Here is a 16,066-nt window from a genome sequence, read left to right on the forward strand (position 1 = left end):
GGTCAGGCGGTCGGGGGCGGGGTGGGCAGCTTGTCGACAACCACCACGCTGCTGCCCGGGCGGACCTCGGCGAGCAACTCCCGTTGACCGCTGCGGGTCAGCCGGATACAGCCGTTTGTGGTGTTCTCGCCCAACTCGTCGTCGTTGTGCCAGGTGTGCACCCCGATGTGCGCGCCGCGCAGCCCGGCGGGCACCGACTCGGGGTCGTCGGGCACCGACCCGAGCGCGTAGATGTCCACCCCGCCGTAGACCTCCTCGGGCGGTGGGGTGCGGCCCAGGATGAAGGTCCGCCCGAGCGGGGTGTCCTGCCCCGACTGGCCGAGGCTGACCTCCCAGGAACGCACCGCCTTGCCGGCCCGGTACCAGGTGAGCCGGTGGACCTTGCGTTCCACCACGATCTGGTCGCGCAGCGCCACGGTGTCGAACCCACCGGGAGGCAGCCAGGCGAGCCGCCGATTGGCCGACGGCAGCAGGACCGCCGTCCAGCCGGCCCGCCGGTCGGCGATCGGCATGGTCAGCTCGACGCCGTTGATCGTTGGTTCGAGGAAGGCGCGCGGACGGCCGCCGGGTGCGTCGTACGCGGTGACCCGCCTGGTCGGGTGCGCACCCTCGGTCAACGCCGTGGTGTCCATGGTGGCCGGGTCCGTGGGGAAGCCGCCGGGAGCCGGGTCGTAGTCGACCACCGGCAGCCCCGCCGGGGCGGGCGCGGCCGGCGGGATCGACTCCTCGGGGCTCTGGTCGACGCTGCTCGGCGTGGGGTCGGCCGCCGCGATCTGTTGGTCGGGGGCCGCCGTGCCAGGCGTCAGGGCCTGCCCCACCAGCAGTGCGGCCACCAGTAGGGCCGGTACGGCGACGGCGGCGACCAACCAGGGGCCACGGCGGCGGTACGGAGACTTTCGGTCAAACGGCACCAAACCACTCTAAGGTGGCGGACGCGTCGAAGCTCCCGGTTCGGTGAGACCCGCCGACCGAACGTCGCGGGCGCGGGCGACCAGGGCGCCCGATGTGGACGCAAACGCACGTCGGCGCCGTTCGGTTCGATCGCGGCCGAGAAATTTTCCGGACTGGTGATCCGCGCGCCCCGTCGGTCCGTACTGGATGGGGGAGCAGGGGTCGGCCGGTGGTACGCCGCCGCGAGACGATCGAGGAGCAGATGGCCCGGGCACAGCAGAACGAGAAGGCGGCCACCGTCCGGACCAGCGCCAGCAGTCGGGGGGTGCGCACACGGTCACGGTCGGCGGCGACCCTGCTGATCGCGTCGGTGCTCGCCGCACTGTGGGCGGCGATCATGTTGACGGGCGCCGGGCAGACGGCGTACGCGTACGGTTTCTTCTTCACCGAGTTCTTCGCCGGGGTGGTCTCGCTTGTCGCGTTGAGCCTGACCGTGATGCTCGGCCTGCTCGCCACCGACCGGCTGGTGCTGGGCATCGCGCACCGGGTGCTGGTGCAGTCGGCCCACCGGGCCACCGGTGTGCTGGGCGTGGCCGGGCTCGGTTTCCACGTCCTAACCAAGATCGCCACCGGGCGGGCCGGCGCGACAGACGCCCTGGTGCCGTTCGTCGGCGGCCGAGGGCTCTACGTCGGGCTCGGGACCGTGGCCGCCCTGCTGATGGTCAGCGTGATCTGGACCGGCATCATCCGGGCCCGCTTCGCCGGCGTCGGTCCGAAGTGGCTGTGGCGCACGCTGCACTCCACCGCGTACCTGGCCTGGCCGTTCGCCGTGTTCCACGGCCTCAACGCCGGTCGGGTCGCGGCGCCCTGGGTGATTTTCAGCTACCTCGGCTGCATCCTGCTGGTGGTGCTGGCCCTGCTGGTGCGGCTGTCGGTAAGCATCGGTCGTCGCAGCCGCGAACAGCACCAGGCGGCGGTGCGCAACGCGGTGATGGTCGGTCGGGCCGACGACGCGAAGACCGTTCGGGTGCTGTTGGGCGGGTTGGGTCGTCGCGGCAAGTCCGCCGCGGAGAAGCGTCCCGCCTGGGCGGAGACCACCACCGCCACCTGGGCCGCGCCGGCCGCGCGGCGGGACTCCGAGCGCTTCACCGTCCCGGTGGTGCCCGAGCCGGGCTCCCTCGTCGAGTCGGCCCGGCCCAGCCGCCGCCGACGTGTCGAGGAGCCCGCCGCCCGCGACACCGACCGGCCGTCGCGGAGCCGGCGGGACGAGGTGGAGCCCGCGACCCGCAGGTCCCGGCGCAGCGTCGAGGAGACCGTCACCCGCGCGCGCGACGAGGAGGAGTCGGCGCCGGTGACCCGGCGGCGCGGCTCGCGTACCCGGGACGAGGCGGTGCCGGCCGGGCGGCGACGCGTCGAGGAACCCGCCGCCGAGCGGTCCAGCCGCCGGAGCCGGGACGAGGGCAGCCGGTACTCGGCGCCGCCACTGCCGGCGGCCGAACCGGAGGAGCCGTGGGACAGTCCGCGCCGCTGGCAGGCCGGCGAGCCGGTCTCCGCCGAGCCGATCTCCGCCGGTCCGATCTCGGCGAGCCCCATCTCGGCGACGCCGCGCAGCGGCAGCGGCCGGCACAGCGCCGACGACGACGTGCCGGAGGAGCCGGACTACTGGCGCCCGCCGGCCCGGTACGTGCCGGACGAGGTGCCGCCCGTCGACGACACCCCGACCCTTGTCGACCTGGCCTCGCGCCGCGCCAAGCGGGCCGCCGGCGAGGGCCGCTCCGCCAAACGCCGCAAGGCCAGCGCCGACGCGGTGGACGGGGCGTACTGGGCTGGGCTGCGGGGTGAGGCGAAGTGATGCGGACGGCAGTGCCACCGGTCGCCTGCGTGGGCGAGCCCCGGCTCACTGCCGGCTTCGCCGAGTACGGTCGGCTCGACCTGGCCGCGCACGAGGAGGTGCACGGCCCGATCGGCCCGATGGAACCGGCGCAACTGCTCCGGCTCGCCGAGGGCATGCAGCTCAAGGGCAAGGGCGGGGCGGGTTTCCCGTTCGCCCGCAAACTTCGCGCGGTGCTGGAGTCCTGCGAACGGCAGGACCTCGCCGCCGTCGTGGTGGTCAACGCCACCGAGGGGGAGCCGGCCAGCTGGAAGGACAAGGTGCTGCTCACCCGGGCCCCGCACCTGATCCTGGACGGCGCGGCGCTTGCCGCGTACGCGTTGGACGCCGACGAGATCGTCATCGGGGTGGCCGACGACGGGGTCGGCCGGGACTCGCTGATGGAGGCCCTCGAAGAGCGCCGGATGCCGGTGCTGACCACCATCGTCACAGTGCCGCACCGGTTCATCTCCGGCGAGGGCGGCGCACTCGTCAACGGGATCAACGGGCTGCCGCACATCCCGCCCGGCACCAAGAAGCGGTCAAGCGACTCCGGGGTCAGCGGCCTGCCCACCCTGCTGTCGAACGCCGAGACGTACGCGCAGCTCGCCATCGGCGCGCGCCTCGGCCCGTACGAGTACGCGGCCCTCGGCACCGACGACGAGCCGGGCACCGTGCTGCTCACCGTGACCGGCGCGGCGGGCCGCCCGGCAGTTGTGGAGTGCACCGCCGGCATGCCGCTGCGCGACGTCCTCGACCTGTGCGAGGTCCCGGACGTGCAGGGCATCCTGATGGGCGGCTACCACGGCAAGTGGATCACCCCGGAGGCGGCGGAGACGGCCGAGGTGTCCCGCAAGGGCCTGGCCGCCGTCGGTGGCACCCTCGGCGCGGGCATCATCATCCCGCTCGGCGTCGACACCTGCCCACTCGGTGAGGCCGCCCAGGTGGTGCGCTATCTCGCCGGGGAGTCCGCCGGCCAGTGCGGACCGTGCAAGATGGGCCTGCCGGACCTGGCCCGAGCGGTGGACCTGGCCGTGGCCGGCAGCCAACCGGCCGACGTGGTGCGGGCCGCCGCCGGTGAGGTGAAGGGTCGGGGCGCGTGCAGCCACCCGGACGGCACCGCCCGGTTCGCGCTCTCCGCGATCGAGGTCTTCGCCGACGACCTGCGGCTGCACAGCACCGGCGACGGCTGTGGGCGGCGGGTCAAGGGCACGATGGGGCTGCCGGGCGCACCCGACGCGAACCCGCAGAAGCTCACCCTGGACTGGTCGCGCTGTGACGGGCACGGCCTGTGCGCGCACGTCGTACCGGACTTCATCCGGCTGGACGCGAACGGATATCCCGCCTTCCCCGCCACCCCCGTGCCGACGTGGCTGCGGGAGGGCGCGCTGAAGGCGGTCAAGGTGTGCCCGGAGTTGGCTCTGCGCCTCGCCAAGGCCGAGTAGGGAAAGCCCCGACGCCGCAGGCACAGGAAGGTGTCCCTTCCTGACGAGAACGGAGAAGCGGATGCCCAGTGGCATGGCATGGACGGCAGCCGGGCATCTGCGCCGCGCCGCCACCGCCGGAGCGCTCGCCGTGGCGCTGCTCGGGGCTGCGGCCTGCACCGGCACCGCGCCGGGTGGGCCGGCCGTCGCCGGAGCGGCCCCGACCCCGACCGGTGGACCGACGGGCGCGGCGACGAGCGTGCCGCCCGGCACGGTGCCGGCGCAGGTCCCGGACGTCCTGCGCTTCAGCGGGACCACCCTCACCGGTACGGCGTTCGACGCGGCGCAGCTCGCCGGCAAGCCTGTGGTGCTGTGGTTCTGGGCGCCGTGGTGCGCCACCTGCGCCAGTCAGGCCTGGACGGTGGCGGAGATCGCACCCCGCTACCGGGACACCGTGCCGATCATCGGCGTCGCCGGTCTCGGTGAGCAGCGGGCCATGAAGGAGTTCGTCACCGAGTTCGACCTCGCCGGGACGCCGCAGATCGAGGACCGCAAGGGCGCGCTCTGGAAGCGGTTCAAGGTGACCGAGCAGAGCATCTTCGTGATCATCGACCGGAGCGGCGCGATAGTGCACCAGGGCTTCCTGGACGGTGAGGCGCTCACCGCCAAGGTCGCCGCACTGGCCGGGGCGTGACCGCGGCACTGCTGCTCGCGCTGACCGCCGGCATGCTCGGCGCGGTCAACCCGTGCGGCTTCGCGTTGCTGCCCGCGTACCTCTCGCTGTTGGTCGCCGGGACGTCGGACACCCGCGGCGCGGTCGGCCGTGCGCTCACCGCGGCGGCCGGGCTGACAGTGGGGTACGTGCTGGTGTTCGGCGCGTTCGGTCTGGCGCTCGCGCCGCTGGCCGGCTGGCTGCGGCCCCGGCTGCCGTGGCTGACAGTGGTGCTCGGCGTGCTGCTGGTCCTGGCCGGTTGTTGGCTGCTCGCCGGGCGGCGGCTGCCCGCCCCCGGCTGGTCGGCCCGGGCGCCCCGGCTGACCCGGTCCTGGCCGTCGATGGCGCTGTTCGGCGCGGCGTACGCGTTGGCGTCGCTCGGCTGCGCCATCGCGCCGTTCCTGGCCATCGTGGTGACCAGCCTCCAGGCCGGCTCGACCGGGCGCGGGTTGGCGCTGTTCGGCGCGTACGCGATCGGGATGGGTCTGGTGGTCGCGGTCGCCGCGCTCGGGGTGGCGCTGCTGCGCGACGGCCTGGTGGCCCGGCTGCGCGTCGCCGGCGCGCTGGTGCCCCGCCTCAGCGGCCTGGTGCTGCTGGTGACCGGTGGTTACGTCGCCTGGTACGGCCGGTACGAGCTAAGGCTGGCCGCCGGCCACCGAGACGCGTTGCGCGACCCGGTCATCCAGGCGGCGTCCCGACTACAACACACAGTGGCCAACGCGCTGGACACCGTCGGCCCAACCCTGCTCCTGGCCGCCCTAACCGCCCTCCTCCTAACCGCCCTCCTCCGCAAACGCCCCCCACCCCGCCCCGTTGATCATGAAGTTGTTGCCACGACACGCCGAGGCGACGGGCAATAACTTCATGATCAACCGGGCGGGGGTCGGGCCGGGGGCCGGGGGGCCGGGGGCGGGGGCGGGGCGGGGGGTTAGCGGGGGGTTAGGCGGTTGGTGCCTAGGCGGTCTTGGAGGACCTCGGGGATCAGGACGCTGCCGTCGGGCTGCTGGTACTGCTCAAGGATCGCCGGGAAGAGCCGGCTGGTGGCCAGCGCCGAGCCGTTGAGGGTGTGCACGAAGCGCGTCTGCTTGGCACCGGGCTCGCGGTAGCGGATGGCCGCCCGACGCGCCTGGTAGTCGCCGGCCCAGGAGACCGACGACACCTCCTTGTACTTGCCGGTGCTCGGCATCCACACCTCGATGTCGAGGGTCTTCTTCATCGACGCGCTGGCGTCACCGGCCGAGAGCAGGCTGCGCTGGTAGTGCAGGCCCAGCCCCTCGACCAGGCTCTCCGCGTGGGCGAGCATCTCGGCCAGCGCCGCGTCGGCCTGCTCCGGCAGGGTGAACTGGAAGATCTCCACCTTGTTGAACTGGTGGCCCCGCACGGTGCCGCGCTCGTCCGAATGTGAGCCGGCCGCCTCCCGGCGGTAGCACGGCGTGTACGCGAAGGCCTTCAGCGGCAGCTTCGGGGTCTCCAGGATCTCGTCCTGGTACGCGCCGAGGATCGCCGTCTCGGACGTGGGCAGCAGGAACTGCCCACGTGGGGCGGACGCCGAATCCAGGTGGTAGACGTCGTCGTAGAACTTGGGGAACTGCCCGGCGGCGAAGCCGGCCGAGTCCAGCAGCAGGTGCGGCGGGAGCAGGAACTCGTAGCCGGCCTTGATGTGCTGGTCGACGAAGTAGTTCAGCAGCGCCCACTCCAGGCGCGCACCGATGCCCGTGTAGATCCAGAAACCGGACCCGCCGAGCTTGACGCCGCGCTCGTAGTCGACAAGGCCCAGCGCGCGGCTCAACTCCACGTGGTCGCGGACCTTCTCGATCACCGGCGGCTCACCGAAGGTCTTGACCACCCGGTTGGCTTCCTTGCCGCCGGCGACGACATCGTCGGCGGGCAGGTTGGGCAGCTCGCTCATCGCGGTGCGCAACCGCCCCTGCACCTCGTCCAGCTCGGACTCCAGCTCGGCGAGCTGCTTGCGACCGGCCTCCGGCGTGACGACCTCCGGCTCGCGGCCGGCGCGCTTCGCCTCCGCGTACGCCCGCGCCTCCGCCTTGCGGCGCTGGCGATCGGCGTCGATCTCCGTGATCAGGGCGCGGCGTTCCTGGTCGAGCCGCTGGATCTCGTCCAGTGCCCGGGTGACCTCGGCGGGATCCAGACGCTTCGCCAACGCGGTCGCCACCGCCTCGCGATCCTTCCGGATCAACTCCATGTCGAGCATGCTGCTCCGTACGCCTCCGTCCGGGGTCACTGGTGAACCACCAGATGCTACCGTCGCGGGCTTTTCCTCCCGGAACGGGGAGTGCGGACGGTCAGCTCAGAGTCGGATCGGCATCAACACCGAATAGGTGTCCACGTCGTCCGTCCGGCGTACGGCCAGCGGGGCGATCGGTCCGTCCAGCTCCAACACGAGCTGCGCCGCGCCGGCCGCGGTCAACGCGTCGAGCAGGTAGCCGCCGTCCACCCCGACCCGCAACGCGTCGGTGCTCAGGTCGGCGGCGGGGAGCAGCCGCAGCCCGCCCTGGTCGTCGACGCCGAGCACGGTGACCTCCCGGGTCGTGCCGTCGTGTTCCCGGGCGACAGTGGGTGCCGCCGGATCGGCAAGCGCCGCGCGCAACGTCGCCACGTCCACCGGGATCCGGCGCGCGGTGGGCCGCTCCCCGACGGCCTTGCGCAGCAGCCGGCGGTAGTCCGGGAAGTCGTACGGCAGCGCGCTGCCGGTCACCGTGCGACCGGCCACCAACACCCGCAGTCGCGCGCCGGTCACGCTCAACCACACCGGCCGGGCGTCGGAGGCGTCGAGTAGCGGCCGGAGCTTGTCGATGAGGGCCACCGGGACGAACACCCGGGCCGGCGGACCGTCGACGTCCGCCGTGGCGCGGGCGAGCGCGAGCCGGTACCGGTCGGTGGCGACGAGCCGCACGCCGTCCGGCTCCACGTCGAGCAGTACGCCGGAGAGCATCGGCAGCTCGGGGTCGACGCCGACGGCGAAGCGCACCGCGTCGAGCGCGGCGGCCAGGTCACCGGGGGAGAGCAGCAGCGTGGTGGTGGCCGGCTGGGCCGGGTCGACCAGGGCCCGGAGTCGGGCGGCCTCCCGGCGGGCGTCGGTGAGCCCGTCGGCCAACCGGCGCAGGTGCGCGTCGAGCAACTGGTGCACCGCCGCCGGCTCGGCGCGGACCGCGGCGGCGATCTCCGGCACCGGCATCCCGATCCGGCGCAGCCCGGCCACCAACCGGGCCGGCGTGACCTGTTCGTCGGTGTACCAGCGGTAGCCGGTCACCGGGTCGACAAGGGCCGGCTCCAGCACCCCCGCCGAGTCGTAGAAGCGCAGCGCGCTGACGGTCAGGCCGCTGGCCCGGGCCAGCTCGCCGATGCTGTGCAGGTCACTCACGCCAGGCATCCTGCCCCCTCGACCGGGTCGAGGGTCAAGCCGAGGGCTCCCGCGTCTCCTGGCTGAGCACCCGGAAGGTGAGCCCGGCCCGGATGAGCCGGTCGAGCAGCGCGTCGCCCATCGCGGCGACCGGGGTGAGCTGGCCGGCGGTCGGTGGCAGCTCGTCGAGCGCCAGGCAGAGCGCCGACTCGGCGAGCATCTTGGCCGTCTCGTCGTAACCCGGGTCGCCGCCGGCCACCTCGGTGACCACCCGCTGCCCGCCGCCGGTGCCCACGAAGCGGATCCGGAACCAGGACGCCGCCCGTTGCTCGGGGGTGGGCCCCTGCCCGGAGGCGAGCCGGCCGAGCAGCCAGCGTCGGGTGGGCGGCAGCCGCACCAGCCCGACGAGCGCACCGAGCCCGACCGCGGCGGCCAGCACGGTGGGCAGCCGCTTCACTGCGGCGAAGTGCCGGTACCGGAAGTCCGGGCCGTACTCCGGGCGGGCCGCCGCCGACCGGCGGACCACCTGCGGGTCGATGGTCGGCAGCGGGACGGTCCAGATGCCCAGCTCGGACGAGCGGGCCAGCCGGCCGGGGACCGCCCGGACCCGGCGGTCGGTGGGGCGCGGCTCGACCGCCCGGCGGTCCCGGGCGGCCCGGCTGGCCTGCCCGGTACGGGAGAACGCGGTGAGCGCCGAATGGTAGGTGCCGGCGGAGAACCGGCCACCGGCGCGGACGTAACCGTCCACTGTGATCGGCGCGTCGGCGGGCAACTGCTTGACGGTGAACCAGACGCCCAGGTCGTGCGGGACGGAGTCGAACCCGCAGGAGTGCACAAGCCGCGCGCCGGTGCGGGTCGCCTCGGCGTGGTGACGCACGTACGTCAGGTCGACGAACTCCGGCTCGCCGGTGATGTCCAGATAGTCGGTGCCGGCCGCCGCGCAGGCAGCGACGAGCGGCTCGCCGTGGTGGACGTACGGGCCGACGGTGCTCGCCACCACCCCGGCGCTGCCCGCCACCGCCCGCAGGGAGTCGGCGTCGGTGACGTCGGCGGTGAGCAGCGGCAGGTCGGCAAGTTTCGGGTCGACCCCGGCGAGCCGGTCCCGGACGGCGGCGAGGCGGTCCGGGTTGCGCCCGGCCAGCGCCCAGCGCAGCCCGACCGGCGCGTGCCGGGCCAGGTAGTCGGCGGTCAGGCCACCGGTGAACCCGGTCGCCCCGAACAACACCACGTCGTACGTTCGCTCCCCAGCCATGCCCAGAGTGTGTCATTCGGGGTCCCCGATGGCAGGTCGCCAGGAGGGCGTCAGGGCGTGAACACGGCTCGCACGCACCCGTCGGCCCGGTCCCGGAACAGCGCGTACCCCTGCGGGGCGTGCGTCAACTGCAGCCGGTGGGTGGCCAGGTGTTCGGTGCGCAGCTCACCGCGGGCCATCCGGTCCAGCAGCATCGGTACGTCCCGCAGGTCCGCCCGACCGGCCCCGCGCAGCGTCAGCCGTCGGTCGGTCACCGCGCCCAACGGGAACGCGTCGACGAATCCGTCCGACCCGCCGAGCAGCACCACCACACCGCCCTTGCGGCACGCGTGCACGGCCTCACGGCTGGCGTCCGGACGGTCGGCCGGGCCACCGAACCGCTCGGACGGCGGCGCGCCGACCGCCACCACGCAGACGTCCGGGCCCCGCCCACCGCTGCGGTCGCGCAACTCGGCCGCGACGTCGGTGCGGCGGTAGTCGAGCGGCTCCGCGCCGGCGTGCCGCTCGGCCATCCGCAACCGCTCCTCGTACCCGTCGACGACAAGCACCCGGGCGGCCCCGCGCAGCACCGCAGCCCGAGCGGTCAACTGGCCCACCGCCCCCGCACCCCAGATCGCCACCACGTCGCCGGGACCCACCGCACCCAACTCGGCGGCCAGCCACCCGGTCGGCGCCGCGTCGGCGGCGAACAACGCCCGGTCGTCGTCGACCGCGTCCGGCACCCGAAACGCGCCCACGTCGGCGTACGGCACCCGCACGTACTCGGCGTGACCGCCGGCGAACCCGCCCGCCGCCCGGGGACGGCCGAAGCAGCCGGCGTCCGAGTGTTCCCATCCGGGGTCGACGCTCGCCGGGTCGGCGCTGCCGTTGTCGCAGCAGGAGTGCAGGCCCTGGCGGCAGTACCAGCAGCCGCCGCAGGCGATGCTCGCGCCGACGACCACCCGATCGCCGTCACGGTGCCGGCGGACAGCGGGACCGACCTCGACCACCTCGCCCAGGAACTCGGCCCCGAGCACGTCGCCGGCCCGCAGCAGCGGGTTACGGCCGGCCAGCAGCGGCAGGTCCGCGCCGGAGGTGGCGCTGCGGCGGACCCGGACGATGACGTCCCGCTCGTTGCGCAGCTCCGGGTCGGGCACCTCGCGTACCGCCAGCTCGCCGGCGGCCACCCAGCACAGCGCCCTCACCTGCGGACCTCGGGGCGGTCCAGCGCGGACCGGTCGGCGCGCAGCACCTCGCCGGCCTCGGCCCATTGCTTGATCTGGCGCAGCGCCCGGCGGACCAGCAGGCCCGGGTCGTCGCCGACCAGGTGCGCGGCCAACCCGACCGGCGGGGTGGCGCCGGCAAGCGGTCGGGCGGCCAGCTCGGTGCCCCGGTCGCCGGGCGCGGGCCGCACCCGCACCTCGACCGCCCCGTCCAGGCGGCGCAACGGCTCCGGCCACCGGCCACCGGGAAGCACCTGCTCGGGCGGTCGGTCGACGGTCACCACCTCCCACCCGGGCGGGGCGACCGGGTGGCGGTCCGCGCCACCGCGCCCGCGCCACCGGGGTACGCGCCACCGGCGCACCCCGGCCAGCGCCGCGCCGCCGAGGGCGGGTCCCGCCCGCACCAGCCGTCCCATCGCTGCCACCGGTCCCACGTCCTCCCCGTCCACGTCCCCCGATCATCGGTCGCGGACGGGTGAAGCGTGCTCGCCCGGAAGGGGTGAACCGGCCCGCGCCGGGTAACCGCTCGCCGACCGGGGGCGGAGCGCGTGGTGGGGGTGGGGCCGGGTGCCGGAACAGCAGAGTCGCGTACGCGTCGACACGATGGTGGAGCAGCCACCGCTGCTCGCGTCCCGGCTGACCCCGGCCGTGCCACCGCAGCCGGTGCTGGCCCGGCCCCGGCTGCTGCGCCGGCTCGACGAGGGCACCGCCGGACCGGTCACCCTGGTCGCCGCCCCCGCCGGTTGGGGCAAGACCACGCTGCTCGCCACCTGGGCGCGGCTCGACAGCGCGACGCCCGACGTCGAGCCGGGCGCGGTCGTGCCCGACTCCGGCGAACTGTCCGTGTCGCAGGCGGCCATCCCGGTCCCGGCCTGGGTGTCGGTGGAGGTCGGCGACGACGCCGACCGGCTCTGGGCGTACCTCGCGGCGGCGTTGCGCACGGCGACCGGGTCGGCGGAGGCGGGCCCGGTGCCCGACCGGCCGCCCCGCCCCGACCAGTTGGAGCTGTTGGCCGCCACCCTCGCCGACGCGGACCGGCCGGTGCTGCTGATCCTGGACGACCTGCACCGGGTCACCGACCCGGCGGCGCTCAGCGGCGTGGAGTTCCTGCTGCGGCATTCCGGTCCGGGACTGCGCCTGGTGATCGGGGCGCGGGCCGGGCTGCACCTGCCCCTGCACCGGCTCCGCCTCGCCGGCGAGCTTACCGAGATCGGCCCGGACGAGCTGGCGTTCACCGACGACGAGGTGGCCGACCTGCTCACCGCGCACGGCGCGGCCCTGCCGGCGGCCGACGTGCACCTGCTGCGCGAACGCACCGGGGGCTGGCCGGCCGCGCTGCGCATCGCCGCTTTGGCGGTACGCGGGCAGCCCGACCCGGGGCGCTGGGTGGGGCAGTTCGGGGGTGACCTGCCGGAGATCGCCGGGTACCTACGCGAGGAGGTGCTGGCGTCGCTCGACGCGGCTGAGGAGGAACTGCTGCGCCGGACCGCCGTCGTCGAGAGCGTCTGCGCCGACCTGGCCGGGGCGCTCACCGGCCGGGCCGACGCCGGGCAGGCCCTTGCCGACCTGGCCCGCACGGGTGGTCTGCTGCACCGGGAGGACACCCGACCGCCGTGGTACCGCTGCGACCCGCTGCTGGCTGACCTGCTCCGCGCCGACCTGGCCCGCCTGCCCGGCCCCGAGCTGCGCGACCTGCACGTGCGGGCGGCCGACTGGTACGCGGGCGACGGTCGGCCGGCCGACGCGCTGCGGCACGCGCTCACCGCCGGGCGGTGGGACCTGGCCGGCGACCTGTTCGTCGCGCACTGGCCGGAGCTGACCCGCTACGACAGTGACCCGGTGCACGCCCCGGCACCGCTCGCCCCGCCGGTGGAGGTGATCCGGGCCGACCCGGAGGTGGCCCTGGCCTACGCCGCCGAGCGCGCGTACGCCGGAGACCTTCCGGCCGCCACCGGTCAGCTGCGCGCCGCCGCCGGGCACGCCGCGGCCCTGCCGGTGCCTCGCCGGCAACGGTTCCTGCGGTTGGTCACCGCGCTGGAGTTGACTGTGGCCCGGCTCGCCGACGACCCGGTGGAGGTGCGGGCCGCCGCCGCCCGGATGCTGCGGACCCGCTCGCCGGGCGCCACACCGACCCGACCGCCGGACCCGGGGTCGACTGGCGGTTCCGCGCCGACGTCCGGTGCGGGTGCCGCCGACGACGCCGACCTGCGGGCGTTCACCGGCACCGCCCTGGGGCTTGTCGAGTTGGCCGCTGGCGCGTTGCCGACCGCCCGGTTCGTGCGGGCCCGGGCGGCCGCGCGGGAGGCGGGCCGGCCGCGTACCGAGCTGGTCGACGCCAGCCGCGCCGCGCTGCTGCTCGCGGTACGCGGTGAGCTGCGGGCAGCCGAGCAGGCGGCCCGGGAGGCGTTGGGCCTGCCGCCCTGTCGGGGCTGGTCCTGCCGGCTCGACTGCGCCTACGCGTACCTGGCGTTGGCGCAGGTGGCGCTGCTGCGTGACCAGCCCGACGAGGCCACCGCGAACCTCAACCTCGCCGCACCGGCACTCGGCGTCGACGGCGGCCGGGGCGACGACGACCCAGCGGGACCTGCGGGCGACGGCTGGCTTGCCGGCGCGCGCGGCGAACCGGTGGCCGCGGCGGTGGGCGCGCTGTGCCGGGCGCAGCTGCACCGCGACCGCGGCGACCCGGCGGCCGGCCAACGACTTCTCGTCCGGGCCCGGGAAGCGCTCGTCGACAAGCCGTCCGCCGCCGAGCTGACAGGTCTGCTGCGCGCCGCCGAGGCCGAACTGCGCGCCGAGCGCGGCGACCTGGACGCCGCCCGCGAGCTGCTTGCCGATCCGGCCGACGCGGACACCGACCCGGTGCTGGCGGTGGCGGCGGCGAAGGTGGCGCTGCTGGCCGGCGACGCCGCTGCCGCCGGTCGCGGGCTGCCCGGCTGGCAGGCGCCGTCTGCCACCGCCTGGCCCCTGCCGGTACGCCTGGACGCGGGCCTGCTCGACGCGGTGCTGGCCCAGCGGGCCGGGGACGGGAGGCGGGCCGGCCGGCTCCTGGAGCAGGTGCTGGATCTGGCCGGGCCGCAGGGTTGTCGGCGGGTCTTCACCCACGCCGGACCGCCGGTGCGGGACCTACTGGCCGCGCACCTGGACGCGGGCACCGCCCACTTCGCCCTGGTCAGTGACCTGGTACGCGGGGCCGGACCGAGCACCACCCGGCCGGACGTCGAGCCGAGGGGACCGCTCGACGAGCCGCTCACCGAGCGGGAGTTGACCATCCTGCGCTATCTGCAGAGCATCCTGTCCAACGTGGAGATCGCCAGCGAGCTGTCCCTGTCGGTGAACACGGTGAAGACCCACGTCCGCAACATCTACCGCAAACTCGACGCGACCCGCCGGCGCGAGGCGGTCCGGCGGGCGCGCGAGTTGCGGCTGATCTGAGCGGGTCGACGGTCAGGCGTTGCTCGCGGCGTCCACGGCGGCCAGCAGCTCGGGCAGGTCGTACCCGCCCTCGTGGCGGACGCCGTTGATGAACAGGGTGGGGGTGCCGTTCACCCCGCTGCGGATGCCGCCGACGAAGTCCCGGCGCACCCGGTCCGCGTGCGCCCGGTTCTCCACCTCGGCGTTCAACTCGTCCGGCGGCAGCCCGACCTGCTCGACGCCGAGCGAGAGGTGCACCGGGTCGAGTTGGTCCTGGTGCTCGTAGAGCCAGTCGTGCATCTCCCAGAACCGGCCGCGGACCGCGGCGGCCTCGGCCGTCTCGGCGGCGCGTTCGGCGTACGGGTGCACGTTGGCGATGGGGAAGTAGCGGTAGACCAGCCGGACGGTGTCGGCGCGCTGCCGCAGCATCTCGTGCAGGTTCGGATAGGCCGCACCGCAGAACTGGCACTGGAAGTCGCCGTACTCGACGACTGTCACCGCCGCGTCGGCCGGCCCCCGGACATGGTCCTCGGTGGTGACCGGGTCCCGGAGCCGGGCGGTCACCTGCAGTGGCGTGGTCATCCGGTCGTCACCTTCCGATCGGCGGCGAGTTGGTCGAGGGCGTCGAAGATGCCGTCGGCACCCGGGTTGACGTCGGGCGGCGAGACGTAGCTCCAGGTCACCTGCCCGGCTGGGTCGAGCACCACGAGGGCCCGGTCCGCCTCACCCTGCGAGTTGTACACGCCGTAGCGGCGGGCCACCTCGCCCTTCGGCTCGAAGTCGGCGAGCAGTGGGAACTCGATACCCCGGCTCTCCGCGAACGCCCGGTGGGACCAGATGCTGTCCACCGAGATGCCGAGCACCACCGCCCGGTACTGATCGAACACGGGTGCCGCCGACTGGTAGAGCGACATCTGGTCGCCGCACACCGGACTCCAGTCGGCCGGATAGAACGCGAGCACCACCGGTCGTCCCCGGAACTGCCCGGGCCCGGTCAGGGCCCCGTCCGGGGTGGCCGGAAGGGTGAAATCGGGCGCGGGGCGTCCCGGTTGAATCAGCCCGTTCGGATCACTCATGCCCCCAGCCTGCTCCAGGGGTGGGTGAGGTCGGCTCACCCACCCCGGGTGGTTTCGCGCTCGCTCAGCGCAGCACCGGCGCGACAGCGATGTGGTTCTGCACCTCCCGGATACCGGGGGCGGACCAGGCCACCTGCTCGACCTCGGCCCGTTCGGGCATCGAGTGGACAAGTCCGGCGAGCACCGCTGTGTCGCCGTGCACCCGGACGCTGATCCGTTCGGCCTCGGTCGCTCCGGCGCGGGCCAGGGCGTCGACGATCCGATCGGCCAGGTTCCGGCCGTCCGGTGGGGCGGCCGGCCGCACAGTGATGCCGTTACTCATCCCGCGTACGCCGGTGAGCCTTCCCACCGCCCGCTCCGCCGCCCGGCGCTGGTATTCCCACTCGACCTCGCCGTGCAGCGTCACCCAGCCGGCCGAGACGGTGACCTGGAGCTTCTCGATGGGCACGAACGCGTCCCATTCCAGCGCGTGGCTGGCCGCGGCGGCCAGGTCGGGATCGGCGCGCTCGGTGCCGGCGGCCAGTCGGACGGCCAGGTCGTTGGCGACCGCCCGGACCCGGGCGACCCGGTGGGCGGCCCGTTCGGCTGCCCACTTCTTGGCGTAGCTGTCCACCCGGCCGGTGAGCGTGACGACGGCCTCGGCGACTGTCACGCCGATCTCGTGCGGCTGCACCCGCGGTTCCCAGGTCAGCTCGTCGAGTACGGCGGACTGGATGTCCTGGTCGGTGCGGTCGATCTCGGCGATCGCCATCTGGGCCTCCTCCCTGCGTGGGTGGCGGACCGGTGGCGGCTGCGGCCGGAGGTCCGCCGGGATCCGAGCCTGCCGCCGGCCCGGGTGAATCGTCCTCACCCGCGTCGGGTGAGGAG

At 74.6% G+C, this 16,066-nt stretch carries 14 protein-coding genes; 5 read left to right on the top strand and 9 right to left on the bottom strand.

All coding sequences use genetic code 11. From position 1 onward, the window contains the following. Positions 1 to 2 precede the first annotated feature (2 nt). A complete protein-coding gene (locus AB0B85_RS10675) occupies positions 3 to 911 on the bottom strand; it encodes a L,D-transpeptidase (RefSeq protein ID WP_357405813.1) in 909 nt (302 codons plus the stop codon). A 209-nt stretch (positions 912 to 1,120) separates the two neighbouring features. Between AB0B85_RS10675 and AB0B85_RS10680 the strand changes: the two genes are divergently transcribed. The 4 genes from AB0B85_RS10680 (at position 1,121) to AB0B85_RS10695 (ending at position 5,757) form a co-directional block, all read left to right on the top strand. Beyond that, a complete protein-coding gene (locus AB0B85_RS10680) occupies positions 1,121 to 2,743 on the top strand; it encodes a hypothetical protein (RefSeq protein ID WP_357405815.1) in 1,623 nt (540 codons plus the stop codon). Beyond that, on the top strand, positions 2,743 to 4,206 hold the full coding sequence (locus AB0B85_RS10685; RefSeq protein WP_357405817.1) for an NADH-ubiquinone oxidoreductase-F iron-sulfur binding region domain-containing protein: 1,464 nt from the start codon (positions 2,743 to 2,745) through the stop codon (positions 4,204 to 4,206). The genes AB0B85_RS10680 and AB0B85_RS10685 overlap by 1 nt, the downstream gene beginning before the upstream one ends. A gap of 61 nt (positions 4,207 to 4,267) precedes the next feature. Further along, complete coding sequence (locus AB0B85_RS10690) at positions 4,268 to 4,879, top strand: redoxin domain-containing protein (protein WP_357405819.1); 612 nt, start codon at positions 4,268 to 4,270, stop codon at positions 4,877 to 4,879. Continuing rightward, on the top strand, positions 4,876 to 5,757 hold the full coding sequence (locus AB0B85_RS10695) for a cytochrome c biogenesis protein CcdA (protein WP_357405821.1): 882 nt from the start codon (positions 4,876 to 4,878) through the stop codon (positions 5,755 to 5,757). Before AB0B85_RS10690 ends, AB0B85_RS10695 begins: the two co-directional genes overlap by 4 nt. A 68-nt stretch (positions 5,758 to 5,825) precedes the next feature. Here AB0B85_RS10695 and serS read toward each other — a convergent pair whose 3' ends face one another. From serS to AB0B85_RS10720, 5 genes are all read right to left on the bottom strand, one after another. Continuing rightward, positions 5,826 to 7,109: a serine--tRNA ligase gene (gene serS, locus AB0B85_RS10700; RefSeq protein WP_357406060.1), complete on the bottom strand. Its 1,284-nt coding sequence runs from the start codon at positions 7,107 to 7,109 to the stop codon at positions 5,826 to 5,828. Positions 7,110 to 7,205: 96 nt separating this feature from the next. Further along, positions 7,206 to 8,288 (bottom strand): MerR family transcriptional regulator, encoded by a 1,083-nt coding sequence (locus AB0B85_RS10705; RefSeq protein WP_357405823.1) that lies wholly within the window; start codon positions 8,286 to 8,288, stop codon positions 7,206 to 7,208. Positions 8,289 to 8,313: 25 nt separating this feature from the next. After that, on the bottom strand, positions 8,314 to 9,510 hold the full coding sequence (locus AB0B85_RS10710) for a saccharopine dehydrogenase NADP-binding domain-containing protein (protein ID WP_357405825.1): 1,197 nt from the start codon (positions 9,508 to 9,510) through the stop codon (positions 8,314 to 8,316). A gap of 50 nt (positions 9,511 to 9,560) precedes the next feature. Then, complete coding sequence (locus AB0B85_RS10715; protein WP_357405827.1) at positions 9,561 to 10,694, bottom strand: alcohol dehydrogenase catalytic domain-containing protein; 1,134 nt, start codon at positions 10,692 to 10,694, stop codon at positions 9,561 to 9,563. Continuing rightward, entirely contained in the window at positions 10,691 to 11,161 is a 471-nt protein-coding gene (locus tag AB0B85_RS10720; protein WP_357405829.1) for a hypothetical protein, read from the bottom strand. The genes AB0B85_RS10715 and AB0B85_RS10720 overlap by 4 nt, the downstream gene beginning before the upstream one ends. 154 nt (positions 11,162 to 11,315) lie before the next feature. On the opposite strand from AB0B85_RS10720, the gene AB0B85_RS10725 reads away from it, so the two are divergent. Beyond that, positions 11,316 to 14,144 (top strand): LuxR C-terminal-related transcriptional regulator, encoded by a 2,829-nt coding sequence (locus AB0B85_RS10725; RefSeq protein ID WP_357406062.1) that lies wholly within the window; start codon positions 11,316 to 11,318, stop codon positions 14,142 to 14,144. Between the two features lie 12 nt (positions 14,145 to 14,156). Here the strand turns inward: AB0B85_RS10725 and AB0B85_RS10730 are convergent, their stop codons facing one another. The 3 genes from AB0B85_RS10730 to AB0B85_RS10740 form a co-directional block, all read right to left on the bottom strand. Then, positions 14,157 to 14,705 carry a DsbA family protein gene (locus AB0B85_RS10730; RefSeq protein WP_357405831.1) on the bottom strand — a complete coding sequence of 183 codons (549 nt, stop codon included), beginning with the start codon at positions 14,703 to 14,705 and terminating at the stop codon, positions 14,157 to 14,159. Next, the gene (locus tag AB0B85_RS10735) at positions 14,702 to 15,199 is read right to left on the bottom strand and encodes a redoxin domain-containing protein (protein WP_357405833.1); all 498 of its coding nucleotides are present in this window, start codon (positions 15,197 to 15,199) and stop codon (positions 14,702 to 14,704) included. Before AB0B85_RS10735 ends, AB0B85_RS10730 begins: the two co-directional genes overlap by 4 nt. Positions 15,200 to 15,263: 64 nt before the next feature. Beyond that, complete coding sequence (locus tag AB0B85_RS10740; protein WP_357405835.1) at positions 15,264 to 15,950, bottom strand: BON domain-containing protein; 687 nt, start codon at positions 15,948 to 15,950, stop codon at positions 15,264 to 15,266. Between the last annotated feature and the right edge of the window lie 116 nt (positions 15,951 to 16,066).

The organism is Micromonospora sp. NPDC049044 (assembly GCF_040649215.1).
GTDB lineage: Bacteria > Actinomycetota > Actinomycetes > Mycobacteriales > Micromonosporaceae > Micromonospora.

Excerpts from the sequence above, each read along its gene's own strand:
- AB0B85_RS10725 (WP_357406062.1), top strand. The coding sequence starts at position 11,316 with ATGGTGGAGCAGCCACCGCTGCTCGCGTCCCGGCTGACCCCGGCCGTG.
- AB0B85_RS10685 (WP_357405817.1), top strand. The coding sequence starts at position 2,743 with ATGCGGACGGCAGTGCCACCGGTCGCCTGCGTGGGCGAGCCCCGGCTC.
- serS (WP_357406060.1), bottom strand. The coding sequence starts at position 7,109 with ATGCTCGACATGGAGTTGATCCGGAAGGATCGCGAGGCGGTGGCGACC.
- AB0B85_RS10710 (WP_357405825.1), bottom strand. The coding sequence starts at position 9,510 with ATGGCTGGGGAGCGAACGTACGACGTGGTGTTGTTCGGGGCGACCGGG.
- AB0B85_RS10690 (WP_357405819.1), top strand. The coding sequence starts at position 4,268 with ATGCCCAGTGGCATGGCATGGACGGCAGCCGGGCATCTGCGCCGCGCC.
- AB0B85_RS10735 (WP_357405833.1), bottom strand. The coding sequence starts at position 15,199 with ATGAGTGATCCGAACGGGCTGATTCAACCGGGACGCCCCGCGCCCGAT.
- AB0B85_RS10740 (WP_357405835.1), bottom strand. The coding sequence starts at position 15,950 with ATGGCGATCGCCGAGATCGACCGCACCGACCAGGACATCCAGTCCGCC.
- AB0B85_RS10730 (WP_357405831.1), bottom strand. The coding sequence starts at position 14,705 with ATGACCACGCCACTGCAGGTGACCGCCCGGCTCCGGGACCCGGTCACC.
- AB0B85_RS10705 (WP_357405823.1), bottom strand. The coding sequence starts at position 8,288 with ATGCCTGGCGTGAGTGACCTGCACAGCATCGGCGAGCTGGCCCGGGCC.